Source organism: Phycisphaerales bacterium AB-hyl4 (assembly GCA_041821185.1).
Lineage (GTDB): Bacteria > Planctomycetota > Phycisphaerae > Phycisphaerales > Phycisphaeraceae > Natronomicrosphaera > Natronomicrosphaera hydrolytica.
Genome location: JBGUBD010000006.1, coordinates 37,445 through 60,143, shown reverse-complemented (window position 1 = coordinate 60,143; position 22,699 = coordinate 37,445). Strand labels below are relative to the sequence as shown.

At 58.3% G+C, this 22,699-nt stretch carries 17 protein-coding genes; 8 read left to right on the top strand and 9 right to left on the bottom strand.

The features are described 5' to 3' along the window. Nucleotides 1–13: 13 nt before the first annotated feature. The 4 genes from ACERK3_10780 to ACERK3_10765 form a co-directional block, all read right to left on the bottom strand. Nucleotides 14–3,769: an autotransporter domain-containing protein gene (locus ACERK3_10780; GenBank protein ID MFA9478781.1), complete on the bottom strand. Its 3,756-nt coding sequence runs from the start codon at nucleotides 3,767–3,769 to the stop codon at nucleotides 14–16. 430 nt (nucleotides 3,770–4,199) lie between these two features. Next, the gene (locus ACERK3_10775) at nucleotides 4,200–4,460 is read right to left on the bottom strand and encodes a hypothetical protein (protein MFA9478780.1); all 261 of its coding nucleotides are present in this window, start codon (nucleotides 4,458–4,460) and stop codon (nucleotides 4,200–4,202) included. 363 nt (nucleotides 4,461–4,823) lie between these two features. Further along, nucleotides 4,824–5,315 carry a type II toxin-antitoxin system RelE/ParE family toxin gene (locus ACERK3_10770; GenBank protein ID MFA9478779.1) on the bottom strand — a complete coding sequence of 164 codons (492 nt, stop codon included), beginning with the start codon at nucleotides 5,313–5,315 and terminating at the stop codon, nucleotides 4,824–4,826. Nucleotides 5,316–5,384: 69 nt separating this feature from the next. Beyond that, nucleotides 5,385–5,675, bottom strand: a complete 291-nt coding sequence (locus tag ACERK3_10765; protein MFA9478778.1) for a type II toxin-antitoxin system Phd/YefM family antitoxin — start codon at nucleotides 5,673–5,675, stop codon at nucleotides 5,385–5,387. Nucleotides 5,676–6,020: 345 nt separating this feature from the next. Here ACERK3_10765 and ACERK3_10760 point away from each other — a divergent pair, with 345 nt between their 5' ends. Together ACERK3_10760 and ACERK3_10755 are read left to right on the top strand one after the other, a co-directional pair. After that, nucleotides 6,021–6,413, top strand: coding sequence for a DUF6573 family protein (locus ACERK3_10760; GenBank protein MFA9478777.1), 393 nt, complete (start codon nucleotides 6,021–6,023; stop codon nucleotides 6,411–6,413). A 4-nt stretch (nucleotides 6,414–6,417) separates the two neighbouring features. After that, nucleotides 6,418–8,304, top strand: a complete 1,887-nt coding sequence (locus ACERK3_10755; protein ID MFA9478776.1) for a DEAD/DEAH box helicase — start codon at nucleotides 6,418–6,420, stop codon at nucleotides 8,302–8,304. A gap of 1,394 nt (nucleotides 8,305–9,698) precedes the next feature. Here the strand turns inward: ACERK3_10755 and ACERK3_10750 are convergent. Then, nucleotides 9,699–10,805: an AraC family transcriptional regulator gene (locus tag ACERK3_10750; GenBank protein MFA9478775.1), complete on the bottom strand. Its 1,107-nt coding sequence runs from the start codon at nucleotides 10,803–10,805 to the stop codon at nucleotides 9,699–9,701. On the opposite strand from ACERK3_10750, the gene ACERK3_10745 reads away from it, so the two are divergent. From ACERK3_10745 to ACERK3_10725, 5 genes are all read left to right on the top strand, one after another. Beyond that, nucleotides 10,741–12,027 (top strand): DegT/DnrJ/EryC1/StrS family aminotransferase, encoded by a 1,287-nt coding sequence (locus ACERK3_10745; protein MFA9478774.1) that lies wholly within the window; start codon nucleotides 10,741–10,743, stop codon nucleotides 12,025–12,027. The two genes, ACERK3_10750 and ACERK3_10745, sit on opposite strands and share 65 nt — an antisense overlap. Before the next feature lie 5 nt (nucleotides 12,028–12,032). Further along, the gene (locus ACERK3_10740; GenBank protein ID MFA9478773.1) at nucleotides 12,033–12,974 is read left to right on the top strand and encodes a polysaccharide deacetylase family protein; all 942 of its coding nucleotides are present in this window, start codon (nucleotides 12,033–12,035) and stop codon (nucleotides 12,972–12,974) included. Between the two features lie 29 nt (nucleotides 12,975–13,003). Then, the gene (locus tag ACERK3_10735) at nucleotides 13,004–14,053 is read left to right on the top strand and encodes a TIM barrel protein (GenBank protein ID MFA9478772.1); all 1,050 of its coding nucleotides are present in this window, start codon (nucleotides 13,004–13,006) and stop codon (nucleotides 14,051–14,053) included. A 92-nt stretch (nucleotides 14,054–14,145) separates the two neighbouring features. Next, nucleotides 14,146–14,826 (top strand): type II secretion system protein, encoded by a 681-nt coding sequence (locus tag ACERK3_10730; GenBank protein ID MFA9478771.1) that lies wholly within the window; start codon nucleotides 14,146–14,148, stop codon nucleotides 14,824–14,826. Between the two features lie 116 nt (nucleotides 14,827–14,942). Beyond that, complete coding sequence (locus tag ACERK3_10725; protein MFA9478770.1) at nucleotides 14,943–16,730, top strand: hypothetical protein; 1,788 nt, start codon at nucleotides 14,943–14,945, stop codon at nucleotides 16,728–16,730. A 200-nt stretch (nucleotides 16,731–16,930) separates the two neighbouring features. Here ACERK3_10725 and ACERK3_10720 read toward each other — a convergent pair whose 3' ends face one another. Both ACERK3_10720 and ACERK3_10715 read right to left on the bottom strand, forming a co-directional pair. Beyond that, nucleotides 16,931–17,107, bottom strand: coding sequence for a hypothetical protein (locus tag ACERK3_10720; protein ID MFA9478769.1), 177 nt, complete (start codon nucleotides 17,105–17,107; stop codon nucleotides 16,931–16,933). A gap of 288 nt (nucleotides 17,108–17,395) precedes the next feature. Next, nucleotides 17,396–17,920, bottom strand: a complete 525-nt coding sequence (locus ACERK3_10715) for a helix-turn-helix transcriptional regulator (GenBank protein MFA9478768.1) — start codon at nucleotides 17,918–17,920, stop codon at nucleotides 17,396–17,398. A gap of 75 nt (nucleotides 17,921–17,995) precedes the next feature. Here ACERK3_10715 and ACERK3_10710 point away from each other — a divergent pair, with 75 nt between their 5' ends. Next, nucleotides 17,996–18,355, top strand: coding sequence for a hypothetical protein (locus ACERK3_10710; protein ID MFA9478767.1), 360 nt, complete (start codon nucleotides 17,996–17,998; stop codon nucleotides 18,353–18,355). A gap of 90 nt (nucleotides 18,356–18,445) precedes the next feature. Here ACERK3_10710 and ACERK3_10705 read toward each other — a convergent pair whose 3' ends face one another. Next, complete coding sequence (locus ACERK3_10705) at nucleotides 18,446–21,583, bottom strand: hypothetical protein (protein ID MFA9478766.1); 3,138 nt, start codon at nucleotides 21,581–21,583, stop codon at nucleotides 18,446–18,448. Between the two features lie 80 nt (nucleotides 21,584–21,663). Continuing rightward, the gene (locus ACERK3_10700) at nucleotides 21,664–22,464 is read right to left on the bottom strand and encodes a DUF1559 domain-containing protein (GenBank protein ID MFA9478765.1); all 801 of its coding nucleotides are present in this window, start codon (nucleotides 22,462–22,464) and stop codon (nucleotides 21,664–21,666) included. Nucleotides 22,465–22,699 lie beyond the last annotated feature (235 nt).

Genomic DNA, 22,699 nt, shown 5'->3' with positions numbered 1-22,699 from the left:
GCTTATGGTGGCTTTACCACGCGAAGCTGAGCGTCGCCATGCCGTGGTGGGCGTGGTAGCGATCGTTGAACTGCACGTCGTAGCCGACGTGCAGGTTCGTCCGCTCGTTCATCTGCCAACCGATGCCCGCGCCGAGTTGGCCGCTGTGTCGGCCAAGCTCGGCCGAGTCGACGCTGAACGCATCACCGCCGCTGCCGGCGAAGCGGGCGCTGACCGTGCCACCATCATCGAGAAACTCATAGTTGTAACGAGCCCGCAGATGAAGCTGTGCATGCGTGTCGCCGTGGTCGAACAACGCACGGGCAAGGTTGACGCCCAGGCTCGACTGGAGCGAGTGCGTGTCGTCGTGGCCCAGTTCGAGGTTGGCCGCGTCCGCACCGGACTCGGTGTAGGCTTCGCGATGCACGAAGACGTACTGCACGCCGGCGAGCGGCTGAATGGTCCAGTTCGACTTCTCATACGTTCGGCCAAGCTCGACGGCCGAGCCGATCTGCCCGCCGCTGAACGTGGCGTCTGCCTGGCGGTCGATGCCGCCGAAGCGGAGGTTGCGTTCGTTGTCGTATCGCTGGTAGCCGGTGAAGACGCTTGCCAGGCCGTACCAGCGGTCGCGGTCGTAGCGGGTGTGCAGGCCGAGCAGGTAGTGGTCGATGTTCATCTTCTGTCGGCCGCCGTCGCTGCTGACGCGTGAGCGGGCGTAGCCGCCGTAGAGGCCGACGAGCCAGTTGTCATTGAGGCTGCGGTCGACGCCCGCCATCGCTCCGCCGGTCCAGTAGTCGAAGCCGGTGGTGGTATTCGAACCGTCGACGTCGCCGTACTCGCCATAGCCTTGCACCCAGGCGAGCCACTGGCGTTGGTCGCGCATGTCTGCGAGCAAACGAGCCGACTGCTGGGTGTCGGCACTGGCGAGCGAGAGCGAGCCGCCGTCGAAGCTGGTTGCCGGGCCGGGGAGGGCGAGGCTGCCGACGGCCGGGCGCATACGGTTGAACACGGTGTTGCGAGCGCCGGTGGTCGCCTGCACGACGGCGGTCGAGCTGGCCCCGGTGGTTTCGCCGGAAAGCTGCTGGATGGCGTTGCGTGCGTCGTTGTCGTCGAGGCCCGCCAGTTCGTTGAAGAGGACCGCGAGGTCGCCGGTGGCGGTGGGGAAGAGGTCGTCGAGCACCTTGCCGACGCCGCGCTGGTCGCCGCTGAGGCCCAGCGATTCATATTCGGTGTCGTTGAGCAGGAGCGTGAAGTAGGCGGTGTGGTGGGTGTAGCCCAGTTCGGCGGTGAAGAGGTGGGCGAGGTTGACGGTGATCTGGTCGTACGTGCTGACGACGGAGCCGTCGGCGTGGAGGAAGGTGTATTGGGTGCCATCTTTATAGTTGCCCGGCTCGGCGAGGACGCTGACCGTGCCGCCCTGCAGCGTGGCGTCGCCGGTGACCTCGACGAGGTCGTTGTTGACGCCGGGCTGATTGCCACCGTCGTTGATTTCGATTTCGAGCGTGGCATTGCTGGTGTGAATGTAGTCGCCGTCGACGGTGAGCGTGCCGATGGAGTTGCCGGGCCGGAGCGTGCCCTGGCTCAAAAGCAGGTTGCCGACCGTGCCCGTGCCGCCGAGCGTGCCGCTGCCGGTGACTTCGAAGTCGGAGTCGGCAATCGAGCCGTTGACCACGAGCGTGCCAGCGGAAACACGGGTATCGCCGGTGTAAGTGTGCGTGCCGAACAGCGTGGTCGTGCCGGTGTTGTGATGGTTGACGCTGGTGCTGCCAGCGATGATGACATCATCGCCGTCGGCCGTGCCGTCGCGGGTGAAGCGATAGTCGCTGTCGGTGTGGTTGAAGTTGACGGTGGCCGTGCCGTCACCGGTTGTGATGGTTTCGGTGTCGATGATGCCGGCCGCGCCACCGTCGCCGATGTTCAGCGTCGCGTAGGCATCGACGCCATTGGCCAATTCGAAACTGGTGCGACCAATCAGCTTGCCGCCGTTGGTGACGGTCAGCGTGTCATCGTGATCTGCTTCCCAGCCGATGTACCATGCATCGGCCGCGAGTCTGGAGCCTTCGCCGTCGACGGTGATCTGGCCGCCGGTCGACCAGATGTCGTTGACCACGTCAATCGTGCCACCATCTTCCACGAAGATCGTGTAGTTGCCCTCCCATCCTGGGTACATCCAGTCGGTGGTGAGGGTGGTGTTTTCGCCGGCGACGATCAGCGTGCTGTCGGCGTCGGCGGCAGCGCCGAGTTCCGTCGAACTGACAGTGACGTGGCTGCCATTGATCAGTTCCATCGTGGTGATATCGCCAACGTCCACGTTGGCGCGCAGCGCTTCGGTGGATTCAAAGGTGGCGTTGTCAAAACGCAGTGTGCCACGATTAACGTCAATGCGCCCGGTGTACTGATCCGTCACCTGCCCGGTGAGGGTGGTGGTTCCCGTCTGGTTGTGCTCGATCATGACGCGGCCGGCCAACTGGATGGTCTCGCCGTCGCCGGTCCCGTCGTTGGTGAACCAGTAGTCGCTGTCGGTGTGGTGGAACCGGAGGGTTGCGATGCCACTGCCTTGCTCGATGCGATCGGCGTTGAGAATGCCCGCGGCCCCATCATCGCCGATGGTCAGCGTCCCCCAACTGGTGGAGTTGTCAGCGAGGATGAAGTCGCCCGCGACGTTGACGACGCCACCGTTGGCGATCATCATTTGGCCGTCCGCATTCGATCCGTAGCTGCCGACGTAGAGGTCTTCGTTGACCGTCCAGGTGGAGTCTTCGCCGTGGATCACCGCTTGGCCGGTTGAATGGTTACCCCCGCTGACGAAGGCGTATCCTGATTCCACGGTCGCGCCGCCGGTGACGTAGAGCGTACCCATGCCATTTTCGCCGACGAACAAGTCGGCGGGGCTGATCCAGCTTGTGTCGGCCCCATCGACGATGACGGTTCCGACGCTGTCGGCGTAAACGCCGATGACGCTGTAGTCGGCCGCAATGTTGCCCTGGCCGGAGACGACGGTCGAGCCATCTTCGATCCGCAGGACAGCGTTGTCACCGTCGTCGACGCCAACGAAGAATCGACGGGTGGTCAGGTCGGCGTCGTGGATGCGCAGTGTGCTGTCGTCGTAGAGTTGCGTGCCGCCGGCGTAGTCGTGCGTGCCGGTGAGTGTGGTCCAGCCGGAGCCGAGGGTGTTGACCTCGGTGCTGCCGGTGATGCTGATGGCATCGCCGTCGGCGGTGCCGTCGCTGGTGAACCAGTAGTCGCTGTCAGTGTGATTGAAGTTGAGGATGGCTGGGCCACCGCTGCCAAAACTGCTGCCGCCGTGAACGCTGGCGGTGTCGAGGATGCCGGCCGCGCCGCCGTCGCCGATGTTGAGTATGCCGGTCGAGCCAGGGTATTGCCCCAGCAGGAAGTTGTTCCCGGTGATGACCAGCCCACCATCGCTGATGGTCAGTGTGCCGCTACCATTACTACCAACGTGTGTGTTGCCGAGGTTGTTCCAGACGGAACCATCGCCGTCAACAGTGATCTCGCCGGTGCTGTTTGAAAAACGGCCGAGGACACTGGTCCAGTTCGACCCGTCATCGGAGGTGGTCAACTCGCCACCGCCAGTGATTCGGATAAAGCCCGAGTTGCCATCGGTATCGCCTACGTAGATGTACTGCGCCGTTGCGCCGCCAGACTGGATATTGGCTGTGCCGTCGTTGTCGATGGTCACGGAGCTGCTTGCCGTGGGTTCGTTGTTGCTCCAGTTGGCGTCATCAAACCAGTCGCCGGTGCCGGCGTCCCACTGGGTGTCCTGTGCCACCGCCGGCGGAACCATCACGCCGAGCGATAAGACCGCCGCCCCAAGGGACCAACGGCGGAACGATGTGGCCCGTTGGCCAACGGAACTGAAAAGAATGTGATAATAACCAGGCATAACCAAACCCTTTTTCGTGTGGTAAAAAAACCGGAAAACTTCACACACTGCGGTGGCCATGTGGAGGTGCAAGTTCTCAAAACTGATGAACCGACACGTTGTTCTTCGGTGATCGGCCTGGGGATCCTGAGCAGGTTGTAGGGTTTTTGCTGATTTCCCGGTTATCGGGCTCCGGCATGCGAGACATGACAGATTGACCACACGATCGTCGGCAACATCAAGCACTTCCCCGCTCGGCATCGCCGAGGCGTCCGCGTGATGAACCCGGCGGATTGGGTGCGAACCGTCCAGTCCCCGTGATGGGGGAAGGGGCTAATCACCCCGCCGCTTTGACGATCCGGCTTTCCGCAATTTTCAATGCCGCGAGATATTCGTTGCGTTCCTGATCTTCCAGCACGGTCTTTTCGAATTTGTCCAGATAATACTTGCGACTCACTTCCGGGCTGTGGCCGATGGCCCGCGTGTAGAGCCGTTCACTGAGGCCGAGCTGTAGGAAATCCACTTCAGCACACGCCCGCAGAACCTGGAACGCGGGCGTCCATCGCGACACCTTGGCTCGCTTGAGGATGCGTTGCACCGTTTTGTATTCACTAAGGGCGGCTGGGCAGCAACCCCTTCACTCGCCTGCATTTCTTGGAGCAGTTCCGCCAACTTAAATTGAATGCTAATCGTACTCATCGCTTTCTCAGACGTTGACCTCAAAGTCGATGTCGAAGTCGAAGTCGAAGTCGAAGTCGAAGTCGAAGTCGAAGTCGAAGTCGAAGTCGGTCAACGATACGGCGAAATGCAAGACTACGTCGCACCGACGCAAGTATCACCGAGTTGCATTGCCGCCGTGCTGATGATGTGGCCACCGATGTAACCCGCCCTTTTACTATGTTTCAACAACCGCTGATATGTCGCCGAGGAATCAATGGGATTACAAACCGTGGATATCTTCTCACGCGTACGCGTACGCATTACCAATACTGTATAGGCAGACGTTTCTGGGGACATAGCATTTGCAAAAGACGTCCTGGGTAATGTGGATTTTGGTAATCGCTATTGCGTCGATGGTGGTCATCTGTCTTTCTTTCACCGATGGCCTTGTCATCGATAAGCATTTAGTGCAGTGATTGTCGGTATTGCAGTCAAAATTCTTACATTCTTGCCCAGTCACCCTCGTCGAATATCGGTGGATGTAGCAGGGAGCTCCTCTTGAGGCGGGTTCTTGCATCCCGTGACGCAGACCAATTACATAGACCGTCGCCTGCTCTTTGTTGATGGTGAACAGGATCAGGTGGCTGCCGTGGTTGAGCTTGCGGATTTCGAAGGGGCGATATGCGTTTTCCGGAGCCAGGCTGCAACGCGTGGGCCATGTCTCCAACGTGTCCACGGCATCCCATAACCCCTCAAGCCAACGCTGAGCGTTGAGCGGGGCTTTCTCTTCAATGGCGATTACCGAACGGCGGATCGAATCGCATCCAGCGTCGTCTCGGTGACGACCACCTTGTAGGGATGATCACCGCTCAAGCTTCACACCCTGTTCGTCGGCGATCTGGCGGAGGGCGTCTCGCATCGGCTGGGTGCGACCGGCCTGAATGTCCTGCATGCTCTTGTCGATCATTTCCAGGCTTTGCAGGCGTTCTTCCGCTTCAGCGAGTTGATCGTAGCGTTCGGGGCTGATCACGACGGCAGCGGGCTTGCCATTGGTGGTCACGATCAGGGGGTGGTTGCTGCGTTTCACCTGCTCGAAGTGTTCGCGTAGGTGTTGGCGGTGCTCGGTGAAGGGCATGATGTTGGCGGTTCGCATGGCGGACTCCAATGTACGCAATTCTGTACATATTGTCGGCCGTCCCGGCCCGCCAGTCAAGTGTCTTCTGGGGCAAGGTGTCTGGATGGTCGTTATCCAGAGGCCCTTCCACGGGAAGTGCAACGTTCGCCGAGAACCACATCGGCGGAGGATCGGCCATATCTCCCCCGTCTCCGCCATACTTCCCTTACCCCTCTCCCTACCCCCCCCCCAGGCAGGGCCCCGGTCTGCCTCTGCTGGCGATGCCCAGCAGCAACAACCACATTATCGCTGCCCCCGCGTCGTGCCATGGATGGGTAAGCAGGCACCGGAGACCTGCGAATCTTCCCAACGACGGAGGGCCCCATGGCCGAGACGCACCCCGAATCCGATCCGATCATCTATCGCTACACCCGCCAGCAGGCCCTGGCCGATGGCGTGCTCGTTGATCTCACCGAATGGGCGAAAGAGACCGGCTTCCACTGCCCGGTGGCCTGCACGGCGGCGGTGTGGCACGGCTACGTCGTCCCTCGCGAGGGGTTGCGGTCGCTGGGTCAATCCGAACGCGGGCGTGGGCATGACCTGTTGTGGATGCTCTACCACGCGATCCGTCGCTCCCGCCGCAAGGATCAGCTTCTGTTTCAGGTGATTTTCCTGATGGAGCCGGAACGCCAGGAGACCGTCACGCTCAAGGTCATCTGCGGACCTGGCGACGAAGGCGAGCCGGTACTCACCATCCTGCTGCCTAACGAGGATTGATGCCATGCTCGAACCACGCGATTATCAACAGCGGATCATCGAGCAGGCCCTGGCGGCGGTGGACGAGGGGCACCGCAGCATCCTGATCGAGAGTCCCACCGGCAGCGGCAAGACGATCATGGCCCACTTGATCGCCCAGGCCCTGCACCGCCGCTACGGGTGGCGGTCGGGGTGGACGGCGATGCGGCGTCATCTGCTGCATCAGGCCGAGGCAGACAACCAGCGATTGATTGGTTTCAAACCCATCCGATATTTCAGCCTGTTTGAGCAGAACCCGCCCACCGATTTTGAGGTGCTCATCGAAGACGAGGGACACCATGCCGCCAGCGACAGTTCCGCCTCGGTCTATGCCAAGGTCAAGCCGAAGCTGCACCTGGCCACGACCGCCACGCCGTTTCGCACGAATCAGCTGGCGTTGTGTTTCAGCAAGGTCATCCGCGACGCGGGCTTGTCACAGCTGATTGAAGCGGGCTATCTCTCGCCGTATCACCAGTACATCTTTGACGGGCCGTGGACGCCGGAGCAGTTGGCCCGGCTCTACCTCGAACAGCGGCGGCGGTGGGGCCAGAGCGTAGGCTATTTCCTCTCGCTCGATGAATGCTTCCGCTGTGCCCGGCTGCTTCGCGAAGGCGGCGTCCGCTGCGAGGTGGTGCACGGCCACAGCGAACAGGACCGCCAGATCGACGCGTTCAACCGGGGCGAGGTCGATGTGCTGCTCAACGTGCAGGTGCTTACCGAAGGGTTTAACAACCCGGCCCTGACAACCGTCTTCGCCCGACCGGCTTCCAAAGGACCCACCATTCAGATGGTGGGTCGGGCGTTGCGGCGTCACCGCGACAAGCCGCATGCCCAGGTGGTGCAGAACACCGCCAGCGTCTGGCCGTGCACACGAATCGCCGATCCGGCGGCGAAGTTCCGCTACACCGAAGGTCGCTGGCCAATCCTGCAGGACCGCACGCCCCGGCTGCACGCCGCCCACGGCAACACGCTCTCGGCGATGGCGCGCTGGATGTGGCGTTGCCGCGTTATCTCAAGCGGAAGCATCGACGACGGTAGCCCCCGCATACCCCTCGCTGTGCAATTGTGCCGCCGATTCGCCTGGCATCCAATGGCCGTCATGATTCAACCCCTGCATCCACCATCCGATGATTCGAACCCGGTGCGTCGACTGTCGATCGTTCGCCTGACGCTGCACGGTATGCGGGGAGCGGTGACGGTCGAACGCGTGCATCGCGGCGTGATCCGTCTGATCGATCATCAGGGCGACCGTGAACAAAAGCACGCCGTGGACCATCACCATGGTCATCCGCCGCAACACCGCCGCCGGCCTGGCTTCCGCCAGGGCGGCGGTGGCATTGCAGGGCCAAACGTATCGGGATCACGTCCACGCGGACGGGATCGGGAACGTCACGAGGGAGGAAGGAAGGCAAACATAGGGAAAGGAAGCACCACCATGGTTCGCAATTCTCGCCTGAACGATCTGCCTAGTCACCTGAACAACTACCGTCTTGGCTCGTGGTTTCGACAACAGAAGGTCAAAGCCAACCGCCATGGCGTCCTCGTGGACTGCACGTGGGAGCAGTTCCTTGACCTGATCATCGACCATCAAGGTCATTGTGCCTACTGCAACCGCCTGGCCGTGACCGCGTGCCGTCTGTTTCCCACAACCGAGATGGCACCGCTGGTGCCAGCCAACATCGTCCCTGTCTGCCGGGCCTGCTCCATGCAGCACAACCCGGCCTACCAGCCCCGCTCGATTCTCGATCTCTACTGCGACGGCCAGGTGGAGAAAGCCGTCGTCTTCCGAATCCTCAGCGGGGCGTTGAAGCGACCCGGAGCGGATTTCCTGCTGCGTCGCATCCGCCTCAGTGCCAACCGCCGAATGCCTTGACCGGCTATTCCCGAACGTTCCCCGGCGATCCTCATTCTCGACCTCATCAAATGGCCTTCGGCGTCGCCGTCGCCGGTATTCTCAGACGGTCGTTTGAGAATATGCATGCATGTCGTGCTGGATTATCATCGTTGACAATAGATGAACGTCACTCTTCATAATTTGAAGCAAAGCCGTGAATACGCACACGCCATAACACAGCAAGGATACCATCCTCATGCACCTTGGACCGCAAAGGTTCATATACAATTTGGCAGTAACGTGGTGAACTGGCTTGAGCGGGAGGGAGACCTGCATGCTCCGTAAGCACTGCTGAACTGATTGCGACAGAACATACCTGGAGCCAAGATTCGATTATGCGATTTATAACATGGTCATCGGGATAACGCTTTCGCAATTGAATAGGCAATAGCTGCTTTTGTCAATGCTGCGGGGCGATTAGGGTGATATGTGATATTGCCTTCAGGGTCGATCTGACGCCATTCACCATCCCAGTTTTGAAAGTAGACGGATAAATCGTCTTGCTCGGCACTGCTATAAAGTGTTGGATCGCACATCTTTCATAAACTCTCGAAACGTGTTGACGATTTGAACCGGACGCACCCTCGGATCCGTTAGCCTCATCCAGTTGCCAGCATCAACTCCGTTTGATCGCCTTGGCGGCAAAATCCACGCTCATACTTCCCCTATCGGCAAGATCGAATCTACGCTGAATGAACCATAACCTAGCCGAAATCGTCATCCTGATGTGGGTGATGCCCCGCGTTGTGAATCGTGCTTGCCTAGAATCAGCATGCACATTCACATGGTACATCCCAACGCATCGAAATTTGCTTCTGGAGCTGCTGGCCGTACATGATTTCAAGTGATCATGGATACGTGTCATGGAGGATGGAAACGGCTGTTCATCTTGCGGCCATCATGCACCATCTGTGATTGGAAGCCGTTCCGCAACATCCTTTCCCACGTAATCTGAGCAGAAAATAAAGGAAGAGGTTTCCATTCACCTAGACGGGGCACCTGCTGCCCCGTTGCGTGGGGCTTCACCGCTCGGTGAGCCTGAACAATCTGCTTGAGGGTTTGCACGATCCAGTCTGCGGTCCTGTAGATCGTGGCCACGCCTTGGCGAGGTGCCTGTGCGACGGTCTGCAACTTGTAGCGGCGAGCCAGTTGGCGGACGCGACGCTCAGTCGCTGCTCGCGACGCTGATCGACCAACAACAACCAGGCGAGGCTGACTCAGCTAAGTTCGTCCTGCCGACTGCCAAGCCAACGACCGACTGCCGCCCAAAGAACACCCGTCGCCATTCTCTGGCAGCCGTCGCCCAGCCGGTGGGCGTTGGCCAGTGTCTGAATTCGGTCCTCTGCTTAGCGTACAGCCGTCTCCTGGAGACGCTACGGCCTTGCTTGCGATGGAGGATAACCGTGATATCGTCTGAACGCCCGACTGAAATAGAGTGGGTCATCATATCCTACTTGGGCCGCAATATCCTGGATCGCTGTGTCGGTGTGCTGACATAACTCCAACGCCTGCTGCATGCGTCGTGCGATGAGATACGAGCGGATACCTTGGCCGGTCCACTGAGCGAATAATGTGTTCAGGTAATGGGGACTGTAACAGGTCAGTTCTGCAATGTGATCAACATTGATTGGTTGAGCGTAGTGTTGGTCTAAATAATGGCGGACCCAGTGCAGCACACGCTTGTGTCCCGCAGTGATGATCCCTTGAGGCGTCTGATTCTGCATGTGATTCTGATATGTCATGTCGCCCAGAACCGCCAGAAGCGTCGCTCGCATTGCGTCGAATGCCGAAGCATCAACAAGGCCGGTCGCCCATTTCGCCAAGCGATTCTGATGTTGTGTGGAGAGTGTGGTGGTCCACGGACAAGACCATCCTTCGCCAGGCTCGTAAGCATTCACCAGAAGTCGGACTCCCTCATTTCTCCAAGAAAACCAGATCGTTTCATAACGGTGCCTGTGATGGTCGAATCCCTCGCTGTGCAGCAAGCCAGGATTCAGGACGGCGATCGCCGGTTCGATCATGCGATACTTTCGATCTTCGATCTCCATGATGCCCTGGCCTTGGACAGTTACACACAGTTCCAGATAGTCATGGCAATGCAGACCGCTGAGATAGCGTCTTTGCTGCTGCACATGGCTGTGCGTCGGCTTGAGGTTCCACCCGCACAGGCGTGACGACGCCTTGATCGTCAGCTCAGCCTGGGCCAGCACCGCGAGGACCCGACGCAGCCAGTTGCTGACGCAATCTGCGGGTTCTTGTCGTCCCATTGCTTGCATTTCTCCGTCGTGACGGTGGGCAGAAATCCGGCCTACCACATTCATCGTACAAAAGTCCATGCCATAAGCCACTTTTCCATGGCTGGAACGGGACGAGGTGCTTAGGCTGATGCTCGTGTAAATACAAGGCATCCATGTGATGACCGTGTTTGAGAATCTTACAAAGGAATGCGCGATGTCCTCCAATTTCGAAACCTTGGCCATGCTTGGAGGTAGCCCGGTATCACCTGCACCTTTAGTGCCGCCCAACTGGCCGCCGGTCGACGAAACGACAGCCGATCGGTTGCGGGATCTGTACTTGTCCCGGCAGTGGTCGTTTCATAGCCCCGCCGAGCGGGCGTTCGCTGACGCTTACGCCGCACACCATGACGCCAGCCATGGGATATTCATGGCCAACGGCACGGTCACGCTTGAGTCGGCCCTGGCGGCCATGAAGGTGGGGCCGGGCGATGAGGTAATCGTACCGGCTTTGACATGGATGGCGACCGCCATGGCTGTTCACTATGTCGGTGCGACGCCGGTGTTCGTGGATGTGGAGCCAACCACGCTCTGCCTTGACCCCGCTGCCGCGGAGGCCGCCGTGACCCCGCGAACCAGTGCCATCATTGCGGTACATCTTTATGGCGGGATGACCGATCTTGAAGCGATTGCACGCGTGGCAAAACGGCATGGCCTGGCGCTGATCGAGGATTGTGCTCACATGCAGGGCGGCAAGTGGGCGGGGCGAGGCGTAGGCAGTTGGGGGGACGTGGGGTCGTTCAGTTTCCAGCAGTCCAAAACTTTGTCCAGTGGCGAGGGGGGGATATGCCTGACGAATGATGATCGACTGGCCGAACGGATCTTCCGTATCAAACACATCGGCTATGCTGCCGACGAACAGCAAGGCGTCCCGGGTGTCGGTCCCGGCGTCGGTCTGGTCTGCCACAACTATCGTGCGACCGCTTTTCAGGCAGTGATTCTCCATGAGCAACTTCACGGTATCGACAACCGCCTAAAGCGATACAACGCGACGCGCGACATCATCGAAGCGGAGTTGAGCAACGTGCCTGGATTCCGAGTTCAGTCGCGGGGACGGCAGGCGACCCTCCAAGGCTATTACAATCTGCTCATGCTGGCGGACCAGGAACCGCTGTTGGATGTGCCGCGACCTATTCTGCTGGAAGCTCTGGCGGCCGAGGGGCTTCGCGTGGGAGGGACGTACGGCCCCGTCTACCGGCATGCACTTTATAACCTGCCCATAAACGCCTACCGCGTAGCAGAGGGTCGATGCCCCGTTTCGGAGGAAACGGCAGTTGATCGCGTGTTCGGACTCAGTCATCCCTGGCTTGACGTCGATGCCGAGACCGCGCGAACAATCGGTCGCATTTTTGCGAAAGTCGCCTTGAATGCCGAGTTGCTTGCATCTCACGCAGTGCAGAAAGCATGAAATCTATGATCCCTTTTCTCTGGACGAACGACGACATCAGTTGCGGCCAGTACGACGACATGGCGCGCCAACTTGATTTTCTCACGAAGTACGACCTGAAGGGCACCTTCTTCGTTGTACCGATCCGTGGTGGTGATCGTCATCTGACCAATGACCCCAAGCTTGTTGAATTGCTCAAGCAGGCAATGGCGGACGGGCATGAGGTGCATCAGCACAGCGTCACGCACAAATGCATTGAAAATGGGACGGCGGATCTGCGCATGTTCGACCTTATGGGGGAGGCGGTAAAGATTGACTACAGCCAAAACCGCTTCGTCTATGAACGAATGTGGCAGGTCGATGCGCTTGAAGCGCACATCGGTTGGGGACGTGCGGAATGGATTGACGCGTTTGGCGTGCCGTCGGCAGGCTATCGACCAGGCTGTGGTTCATTCTGTGCCAACATGTATACCGCGGTAGCGAACCTCGGGTTCAAGTGGACCAGCAGCCGCCTGGTGAGCATGACGGGCTGGCGCTGGAGCGCGGGACAGTATGACTATCCCTTGCGATTGGAGGGCCCGAAATGTCCATACCGAGAGGGGGCGCTGGTCGAGATTCCGATTCTTGACGACGTGGCATTTAAAGTACCACGCGAGAAAGTTGAAGACTTTGCCGATCTGGGCTGGCGTTTATGGGAAGCCTGTGTCGAAGCAAAAGTCCCGTACAACCTGGTCTGTCATCCTCAGTATCTCGCGTTCAACAAGGGCACGGGATACGCCGTGCATGAAAAGCTGCTGCCTCGCGTCCTTGCGAGTGGTCGTGCTCAAGCGATGACAATGCACGTTTACTATCAGCAGCTTCAGGCGAACATGTGGCCCATGGCGCGCGATGAGGATCGCTACCCCGGGCCGAACGATCTACCCGAATGGCACGCTCTCGCGCGGCGCAACATGGTTACAGAGGCTTGAACACCTCTGAGTCTGGGAGATGCATAAGCATGGCAACTGACGGTATGGGATATCGATTTTCATTCGGCCCCTGGAACATCCACGAAGGCGCGGATCCATTCGGCCCGGCAGTTCGCGGCGATACGACTGTCGTCGATAAACTCACTCAGTACAAAGCACTGGGTTTCGACGGCGTTCAACTGCACGATGACGACGTTGTCCCCGAACTCGATTCACGGTCGTCATCGCAGATTGCCAACACTGCCAAGGAAATGCGGGATGTGCTGGACAGCGAGGGGCTGGTCGCAGAGTTCGTAGCCCCACGCCTTTGGGAAGCGCCAGAGGGGATCGATGGTGCCTTCACCGCCAATGATCCGCAAGTGCGGACATGGGCATTGAGCCGTAGCCGCCAGGCGGTGGATATCGCCGAAATACTTGGCACTGATTTGATCGTTCTTTGGTTCGCGCGAGAGGGTACATACATCCGCGAATCCAAACAGGCGATCGAAGCACACCATCTGCTTGTTCAGGCGATCAATGCCATTCTTGAGTACAACCCATCCATTCGGGTCGCCATTGAGCCGAAGCCGAATGAACCAATGGATCACACCTACATCCCCACGATTGGACACGCATTGGCGCTGGGATCCCGTACATGCGACCCGAGTCGAGTCGGTGGTTTGATTGAAACTGCCCATGCGATTCTTGCTGGCCTCGATCCTTCCGACGAAATGGCTTTCGCTTTGGCGGCGGACCGACTCTGGGGTGTCCACCTGAACGACCAGAACGGGCTGAAGTTTGATCAGGACAAGTCGTTCGGTTCCGTGAACCTTCGCGCAGCGTTCAACCAGGTCCGCGTGCTGGAGCAAGGGGGCTATGCTCAAACTGATCGATTCATTGGGGTCGATGTTAAGGCGATGCGAACGCAACGAACAGACACCGCCATACAGCACTTGGTCAACAGTCGTCGCATTTTTCTGATGTTGGTCGAGAAAGTGCGGTCACTTGATGAAGATGCCCTTAAACAGCATGTGGCCCAGCGTGATTATGAACAGCTGGAAATGCACATACTTGACCATCTAATGGGATCACCGGCTTAGCTGGCGGGCGCATCGAGCTGCGCACTCGGGCACAAATCATATGTCAATTGTTACAAACACTAAGTCCAGTGATGGACTGGAAAGGGCCAATTATGATTCGAACACTTCATTTGCATCGCATCGGCCACGGTTTCACATTGATCGAACTACTCGTAGTGATCAGTATTATATCGCTCTTAATCGCCATCCTGTTGCCCGCTCTGAGTAAGGCTCGAGAAACAGCACAAGCAGTCCAGTGCCTAAGTCAATTACGTCAGGTGGGATTGGCTGGTCGGAACTACGCATTCGACTCAAATGGCAAGTTTCCTTATAGCGTCTGGTGGCAGACGAGCAATCATCCCACTCAGCCGGGCATGAAAGAATACATTCCGCTGGACGACGCCTTCACGGGAGATACGATCCTTACCTGCCCAACGCTTGGCCCGGGAGCGTATTCGTGGCACAGAACATACACCATGAACAGATGGATGAGCTTCGATTTTGTCAGAACCAATCAACCGTGGGTCCCAAACCTGGCTTCGGATATTGACCAAATCAGGCAGCCGTCTCGGATGTCATTCTTTTTCGACGGCGACCAAGCGTCGTTCGAGGCGAGCGAAAACGCGTGGTACTACACCTCCTCTGTACACGCGAACATGCTCCCCAATTTCGTATATCCGCACAACGACGGTAACAACATCGCGTATGTGGACGGCCACGCCGGGCCGGTGCGACAAGACTTTATGCAAACACAATGGAACGCAGACCCATTCTGGACCGGCGGGAACTGGTAAGCCTCCCCTGCAGTAGGGCGTGGTGAAGTACGGCGGTAGCTACATCTGATATGACTTCAGGCCATCACACGTGGCATGCCTCGGCGTCAAGCGCCGATAAACAAGGGATTCTCGATATGAATAATCTATATTTAACACTTAAACTTTCGATTGGACTGACCATGGCAACAGGGATGTGGCTCGATGTAACACCTTCAAATGCGGAGGTCCCGGACTCAAGCCAATACGGACCAGTCTATCGATACCATGCGGAGGGCAAGAAGATCATCGCGAATGGATGGGATACGCCGGACACAGCGTTTGTGCGGAAACAATTGCACCAGATGGAGCATAATCCGCTTGATGGTACGGCGATTGTCATTCGTGGCCAGACTGGTACGGAATCGCTTGATGAAACATGCAATACACGCAAAATATGGCAGAAATGGACCTGGGAGCGGGATTGGTTCGATCAGGCAAGAGAGGATCTGCATGCCGTTGAGTTCGATCGCTTCAGTGACAATTTTATTCGTATCAACGTTACACCTGGCAATGTGGAGTGGTTCGATGACGAGGGATGGCACGCTGTCGCCAATAATCTCGCGTTGATGGCCGAACTCGCGAAGGATACCGGGCTCACCGGATTTGCGTTCGACCCCGAATCTTATCGACAGCATCAATTCAGGTATTCGATTGACGCAGCTCATTCATTTGCTGAGTATCAGGAGATGGCTCGAATGCGCGGGCGTGAGACCATGTCCGCCATTGCTGAACATTTCCCTGGCATCACTATCTTGGGATTTCGCTTTCTCAGCTACAACATGGCGGCTTTGACCGCCACAGATCCGAATGTGATTCTGGAGCATGACGACTACGGGTTATATCCCGCCTTTTTCAACGGGATGCTCGATGCACTTCCTCCAGACGCCACGCTTGTCGAAGGCGTAGAAGATACGTACCTGACGAACAGCACTCAAGAATTTCTGCGTGTATATCATGACATGCGTTTCGAGGCGATGCGTCTGGTTGCCCCTGAGAATCGCAAAAAATACCAGAACCAGGTGCAGGTCGGAGCAGCGATTTACCTGGACGCTTACATCAATCCGACAGGTGAACGGTGGCGCGTCAACGATTTTGGCCAGCCTCCAGTGGAACGACTTCGCCAGAACCTTACCAACGCCTTGGCCATTGCGGAAGAATACGTCTGGCTCTGGGGTGAAAGATCGCACTGGTTTGAGACATCATCCACGCAGTGGCATGCTGAACGTCAGAGCGGCGTAAGCTGGCAGGACGCGCTGCCGGGTATTGAGCATGCCTTTGCCTGGGCGCGCCATCCCATGCGTACGGCGGCGGACGCGGTCGGCGGACTGAAGGAGAAAGGGAAGCTTTCCAATCTGGCTCGTAATTCTGATTTCACCCAAACAGGTGAAGACCAGCCAGACGTAATGGCCTCCGACTGGGATAGCGAGGGCCTGCCCGCTCACTGGAGCAGTTGGCAAAGAGACTACTCTCACGGAACATTTAAGTGGGATCAAAGCAAAGGGCGAACCCGAGCTGGCTCAGCCAAAGCAGTGGGCGTGCAGCACGGCGCATTTATTCAGGTTCTTGATGTGAAGCCTGGCCAGCAGCTTATTGTCGAAGCTCATGCCCAGTTGCAGGGCGAGGTCACGCCCTTTGTACGGATTCAATGGCGTCAGCACACAGGCCACAGGATCCTGGCGTATTACGACATCACAGCGCAGTTCGATGCGGTTACACAGACCGATGATGATTGGCAGCGTGCGGTCACTGTCTTGACGGTCCCTGACCGAGCTCACGAAATGGCTATCATCCTTTTTGCGACAGGTCGTGCTGGCGAAGAGAATGTGACGTGGTTCGACGACGTTCATGTGTATGAACTTACACCTACCACGCTTTGGGAATAGCAGCGGCATGCGATGCTCGTCGTCCGCAACGCAGGGCACGCTGCTTGCGGCTGACGGCGGTTTGGACACGCTCAAGTGAATTGGCCTAACCCGTGACTGGATCCACTTGGGAGCTCTCCCTTGCCATGAATGTTTGGGGTGCCCAGCTTGAAGCCGTAGCGGGTTTCGACCTGTGGTCCCAAGGTCGCCTGTGTCCAAAACTAGAAGCTGACCCAGACCAGGAGACCGAGGAAAACAATGAAGGGTAGTGCGACGCACATCAGCACCAGCCCCACGAGAGCAAGCAGACCGCCTGGAAACGCTTCCGTCGCCTGAATGGTCACGAACTGATCGGCGACGTGATCGCCGGCATCCGCTTCACCGATGGAGAGAAACAAGCCGCCGCCTGATCATGGCTTCATCCACAGGATTTAACCGTTCCCCCAGCCTCACACCGGTGAATTTACAGAGGACATGTTGCACTAACTCGCCCATCGGAAACGCCGCTCATTTTTGACTCGGATTTCTACAGTTCCTCGGATACTTATGGGCCGCCAGGTTGATGGCTACGCATCATTCGTCTGGACTTCAACGACCAGCCCGGACATTGGACAATCGAATAAACGTCTGCCAACGAAATCACGCAGGGCGTTGAGCGTGCATGGACGCACGGCCCCGGTACTCGATCAGGTATCGCTGGCCCGTCGTCGGTGTCCGATGCCCTTCGCGGGGTCGGCGTCCGCTTCGATATGCTGCTGTCGGTACTGATTGGGTGACTGGCCGACCACGCCTTTGAAAGCGTGACTGAAAGCGTAGATGGAGCTGTAGCCGCAATGGATAGCAATCTGGCCGATGCTCAGGTTCGTGCGGCGCAACTGGTGCTTGGCCATCCCCATGCGGTGGTTGCGAATATATTGGCCAAGGCTGACGCCCATCTCGCTTCGAAAAACCCGCCTCAGATTGCTCGGAGACATTTCCAGTTTCTGAGCAATCGTTTTGATGCCCATCCCGTAGGTGGAAGGGTCATTGATCCAGCGTAGGGTGTCGGCCACCGCGAGCGAAAGCTTCTTCAGGGGAACATCGATCGGCCGGTTGGCGATATCCGTGAGTATCTGCGCCAAGGTGATCGAGCATGTCACCACATCCTGCGCCAGAAAAGCGTCGATCATCTGCCCGACCAGCGGAACCGCCCGCTCGCTCAACTGGTTCAAAGGCGAGTCAGGCAGGTAAGGCTGCGGGGCGGGAACTTCAAACGTGATGAGCAGTCGCTCACAGGATGACGTCTGATGCGGTACGGCGCGATTCTGATACGGCCGAAGAAATATCGCCTGCCCGGGGCTGACATCGATCTGCTGGTGATCCACATAGTACGTCAGCCGTTCAAAGGGAATGACGAGCACATGGCGAGGGTGGACCTGGGCGTGAGCGGTCGGCCAACTGTGGCAAAAAATCAGAATGTTGTTCGGCAGCGCGACCTGTTCAGGCAAAAGCTGGCCGGAAAAAAAACGCTGCGGCAGCGGCAGTTGACCAGCCTTTTTTTTCAACGTCAGAATCGAATGCATTCACTTGCCCTCTTGCCCGGCAACCTGCCCGGGAAGACGAACCTGCCCGGCTGGGCGACAGCCGAACGTGGTGTGCATTCATAGCGAACGCAATCACCCCGCTTGTGCCCGAGCCCTTCGCCTGACCATCCTATCCGCATCGTCGGCGATTGCGAGGATGGGGCGATGGCCGGGTCACGGCTCGGACGTTGGGGCATAGGTTAACGTCCAACTCGCTTCCCAGGTGCTGATCTGGTGCGGGTCGGTCGTGGGGTAAGCGTCAGGGTAAACATGCTCAAGCGTGGCGGTGTTCTCATATCGCCAGCCGAACACCTGATCTACGCCGTCCGCTTCCAGCGTGATGCTCGCGTCGGCCACGCGGTCGCGGGCGATGAACCGCCGACCAGTCAGTTCGTGATGCTCGTCAACATACTCTGACAGAAACGGCTCATCATTCGGCCACTTGGCATCGTCACGGACAAAGCTGACGTGACTGCTGCTGGTGTCGATCATGTCGCCCACCTGATATTCCATGCGCTCCGGCACGGTGCGGTGGTCGTCCACATCATCGCCGATGGTAAGTAACGTCACCGCCCGCAGCCGGAACATGCGGAAGCCGCCTTCCGGAATCACCTCGTAGCGCACGTGTACAGTCGGCTGATCGCGCATAACGGTGAACGTCTTCTGAATCACCAGTCCGTCGTAAGGGCTCTCGCGCACGGTGTACTGGAACGTCGCCTCCACGCGATCCGCAAGAATCTCGCTCGACACCACGTCGGCCTGTCGGCCGGTCAGCCGAAACGCGCCGCGATTCTCTTCCATGAAAACGCCACGCCCAAGCGCCTTGCCAGCCGGCTTGCCCTCAACCTGCCAGAGGCCTTCGGCACTGTTGTCCAGGTCAAAGAGAATTTCCTGAGTCGGCGTGGTCACTCGGTAGCCGGCTTCTTCCATGGCCACGCGCATCTGGTTCTCTTCCTGCGCGTAAAGCGATTCTTCCCACTGACGCGAACGACGACGTTCTTCCTGCGCCGCCTCCGCTGTCGAAACGCTCGGCCAATCCGCATGAACGCTGCCAGGCGAAAGCTGGATCAAGCGGTATTCCAGTGGGGCAATCCGAAGCGTCCAGCCCCCGTCGTACGCCTCCAACACCTCTTCCGCCAACAGATCCGCCGCCTCAGAAATACCGCTCATCGCGGGCAATTGCACATAGATGTCGTCCGAACGATGGTTGTTGAACACCCAGACCCAACGCTCGCCGTCAGGCGAGGTACGCGACAGATGATAAAACTGCCCCTCCGCCCGAAAGCGAGGCGACACGGGCACTTTGTTCTCGCCCTCATCCAGCGTCCCCTGCGTCCACAACTCTTCCGTGGCTGCCACATCCGCCATCATGTCCTTGATCGCCACGACCGTATGGCCCTGTGAAACGAACAACCCCTGACCGATCAACGGATGAGCGTTGTCGCAGAAAAAAGCGGCAAAGAGGTGTGCGGCCCGACGTGGCGGATTGATGTTGGAGGTGTCGTACCAGCCGACGGAAACAATCGTCGCACGCGGACGGCTCAGCAGATGCGCTTCACGCTCCAGGCTGGCGAAGAAACTCAGCGTCGACGTGTAGTTCATCGGCGTGTGAAGATCGGTGAACTCGTCGTATTGCCTCAGATCAATGCCATAGGTTTTTAAGTACTCCGCTTCCTCGTCCGGGTTCGGCGGCAGCGGCATGGAACAGAAGTGAAACGCGATGTCCGGATTGATCTGCTTAATGCCCTCCACCATCGCACGCACCGATTCAACGCGCTGTGCGACGCGGAACGCAACCCATTCGTTTTCGTGATGGCGAAGAATATCCATCCCGGTGACCGTGTCAGGCAGGTCATTCTGCTCCCGAAAAGAGGTGACGCACGTTTCACAAAAACAACTCATCGTGACCGGGCCTTCGACGTAAGGCTCGTAGTCAATTTCGAAATACTGATTCTGCTTGACCCGCTCCTCGGCGTTCTGTCGGCGGATGAGGTCGGCGAAATAGTCCGGCCCCGCGTCGGCCAGCGCGGAATCGCAATACAGGTTGGTCGGTGCGCCCGACACGCTCACACCAACACGAATATCAATGTCAGGCCCCCGCCACTGTCGAACCCGGTGCGGCACCATGTAGGTGGCGGGCAAAACATGTCGTTGCTGCCAGCCGCTGCGACGCCAGTTGTCGTCCAGCCTGCGGGCAAGCTCGTGTTCCGACTTGTCCAGATTGATTCGCGTGACCGGAAACGCCTGCCAGGCGCTGTACGCAAAACGATCGGGCACTGCACCGGCACGGCTGGCCTGAACCTGCTCCACCGGCACCTCATACGTTCGACTTTGCGATCGGTCCGGCGCGGTGATGGTCACGCGCAGGTTGAAGTTGTCGGGCACACGATCGTCGGCAGCGAAGAGCAGTGCATTGCTCCATGTCGTCCAGTTATAGGCTCGGTCGATCTCAAACACATGCCGATTGCCCTCCCGCGACACGGCCGGCACGAGTTCCACCTGCCCGGAAGACCCGTGCATGTAGGGCTCGATCGTGACGCCCGCCGGCGCCTCGACCTCCAGTTGAATGTTGCGACGCATCGCCGGGTTGGCTGTGTCCAGACGCAGGAAGCCAACCTCTCCTCGTTCGAGGTAATATGTTCGGCCGGCCGGGGTGCTGGTCAGGTTGTGAGGAAATATGGTTTGAGGAAGGTCGGGCACTTCGTTGGACGCAGACGAGGCGGCTGGCGTGCGCGTTTGCTCGCTTTGCCCGGCTTCTCTTTTGTCCTGGCCGGTGTACGGCTCCAACACCGGGTTGCGGAAATAGATGGCGTTGTCCGGATGATCGCCCTTCGCATACTTCACAAACACCACCTTGATCGCCCGCGTGTTGATCGGGTCGGGTGAAGTGAGCACGCGAGACAGCGTCGTCCATGAACCCTGGGCCAGGTTGCGGTGAAGCAGAAACTCTTCCGGCGCGAGGCGTTTGCCATCCTCATCCAGGTACGAGACAAACACGCCGCCCCGGTACTCCATCGGGTCCATGCGGTACTCAACCTGCAAGTAATACGACTGTCCCCCATCGATCGGGATGGTCTGCGAGACAGCGTTGTAATAGTTCACGCTCTCGCCCGCTTCGGTCATGCGCAGCACGCCGTTGCGGGTCTGGAAGACGCGGTCGTTCGGCCGATTCTGCTCACGCTCCCAACCGTCGGGAATGATCTGGTTACTGCTTTCAAAGCCGGCGTTGGTCAGCAGATTGTCGCTCCCCATCACCGCCGTGGTGAGCAGCAGGCCGGGCAGCATCGACAGGCAGATCAATTTATGGAACATAGCTTCTTCTATTTCCGCAAGCAGAGAAACAAGGTCATCAACGCACAATGAATTCACATACCGAGAAAAGTATGGAGGGATTACCAGGAATGGGGCCATTCCGATTGACTCACACGGCTGAACAGAATCCACCGCTGCATACGAACCGATTCGATGCTTTTGCTGTGACCATCCGCGAAGAGTGCATTCATGCGATCGTGATGCCGCAGATGAAACATTCGCCACTGGTCGGCGTATATGCTTGTCAAGTGATTCCAACTGCCATCAGCCAGGACCAGTGTCGCCGACGGACTGTGCAACGAGTCGGTCTGTTGGCCATACGCCAACGTGCCGTTGTTCGTACCATCGTTTCCACGCCCCACACCAAAGTGCTTCGAGCCTGCCGTCGCATCCGACGCGTTATGATTGGCGTTGTAAATATACGACGCATATTGCGGCGACATGGCGGCCGGCTCTATCGGGTCGTCCGATCGACCGATGCCATTCGGCTCCAGCGAAGGGCATTTCAACGCGCCCAGCACCGCATATTGGTTATTGCTGACCGCGAGGCCGGGGATGTTTTCCCCCACCGCGCCGGTGATGTAGTCGCCCATGTGCAGCAGTTGCGCCCAGTTGGGATAGCCGGCCTTGTACGTCACCCCGTTGACGGTTGTCGTACTGCTGCCCGAGCCCGTACGCGCACCGGGAAAGTACTGCTGCATGTCCGATGCGTAGATGTGGATGGCGATGCCCAACTGCCGGGTCTGACTCAGACAGGCCGACCCGCGTGCCGATTCCCGCGCCGCCCCCAACGCAGGCAGCAGGATGGCAATCAGAATAGCGATAATGGAAATTACAACCAGAAGTTCGATCAGTGTAAAAGCCGTACGGTAATTGGACATGCATACATCCTTTCAACAACAGAATCATCGCCGAGCGGCTGTTTTGACTCAGGTCGGCAGTCCGATTAGGCCGAAGCCGACCCCGGACAATCCATGTCATCTCACAGGGGGCAGCCACTCATTCCAGACGCCCGACATAAATGACCCGAATTGATCATAGTGATCGCGATTACGGCCAACAATGATTTAAACGCCAAACTATTTGCGATTTTCGACTATTCGAAGGATGTCATCG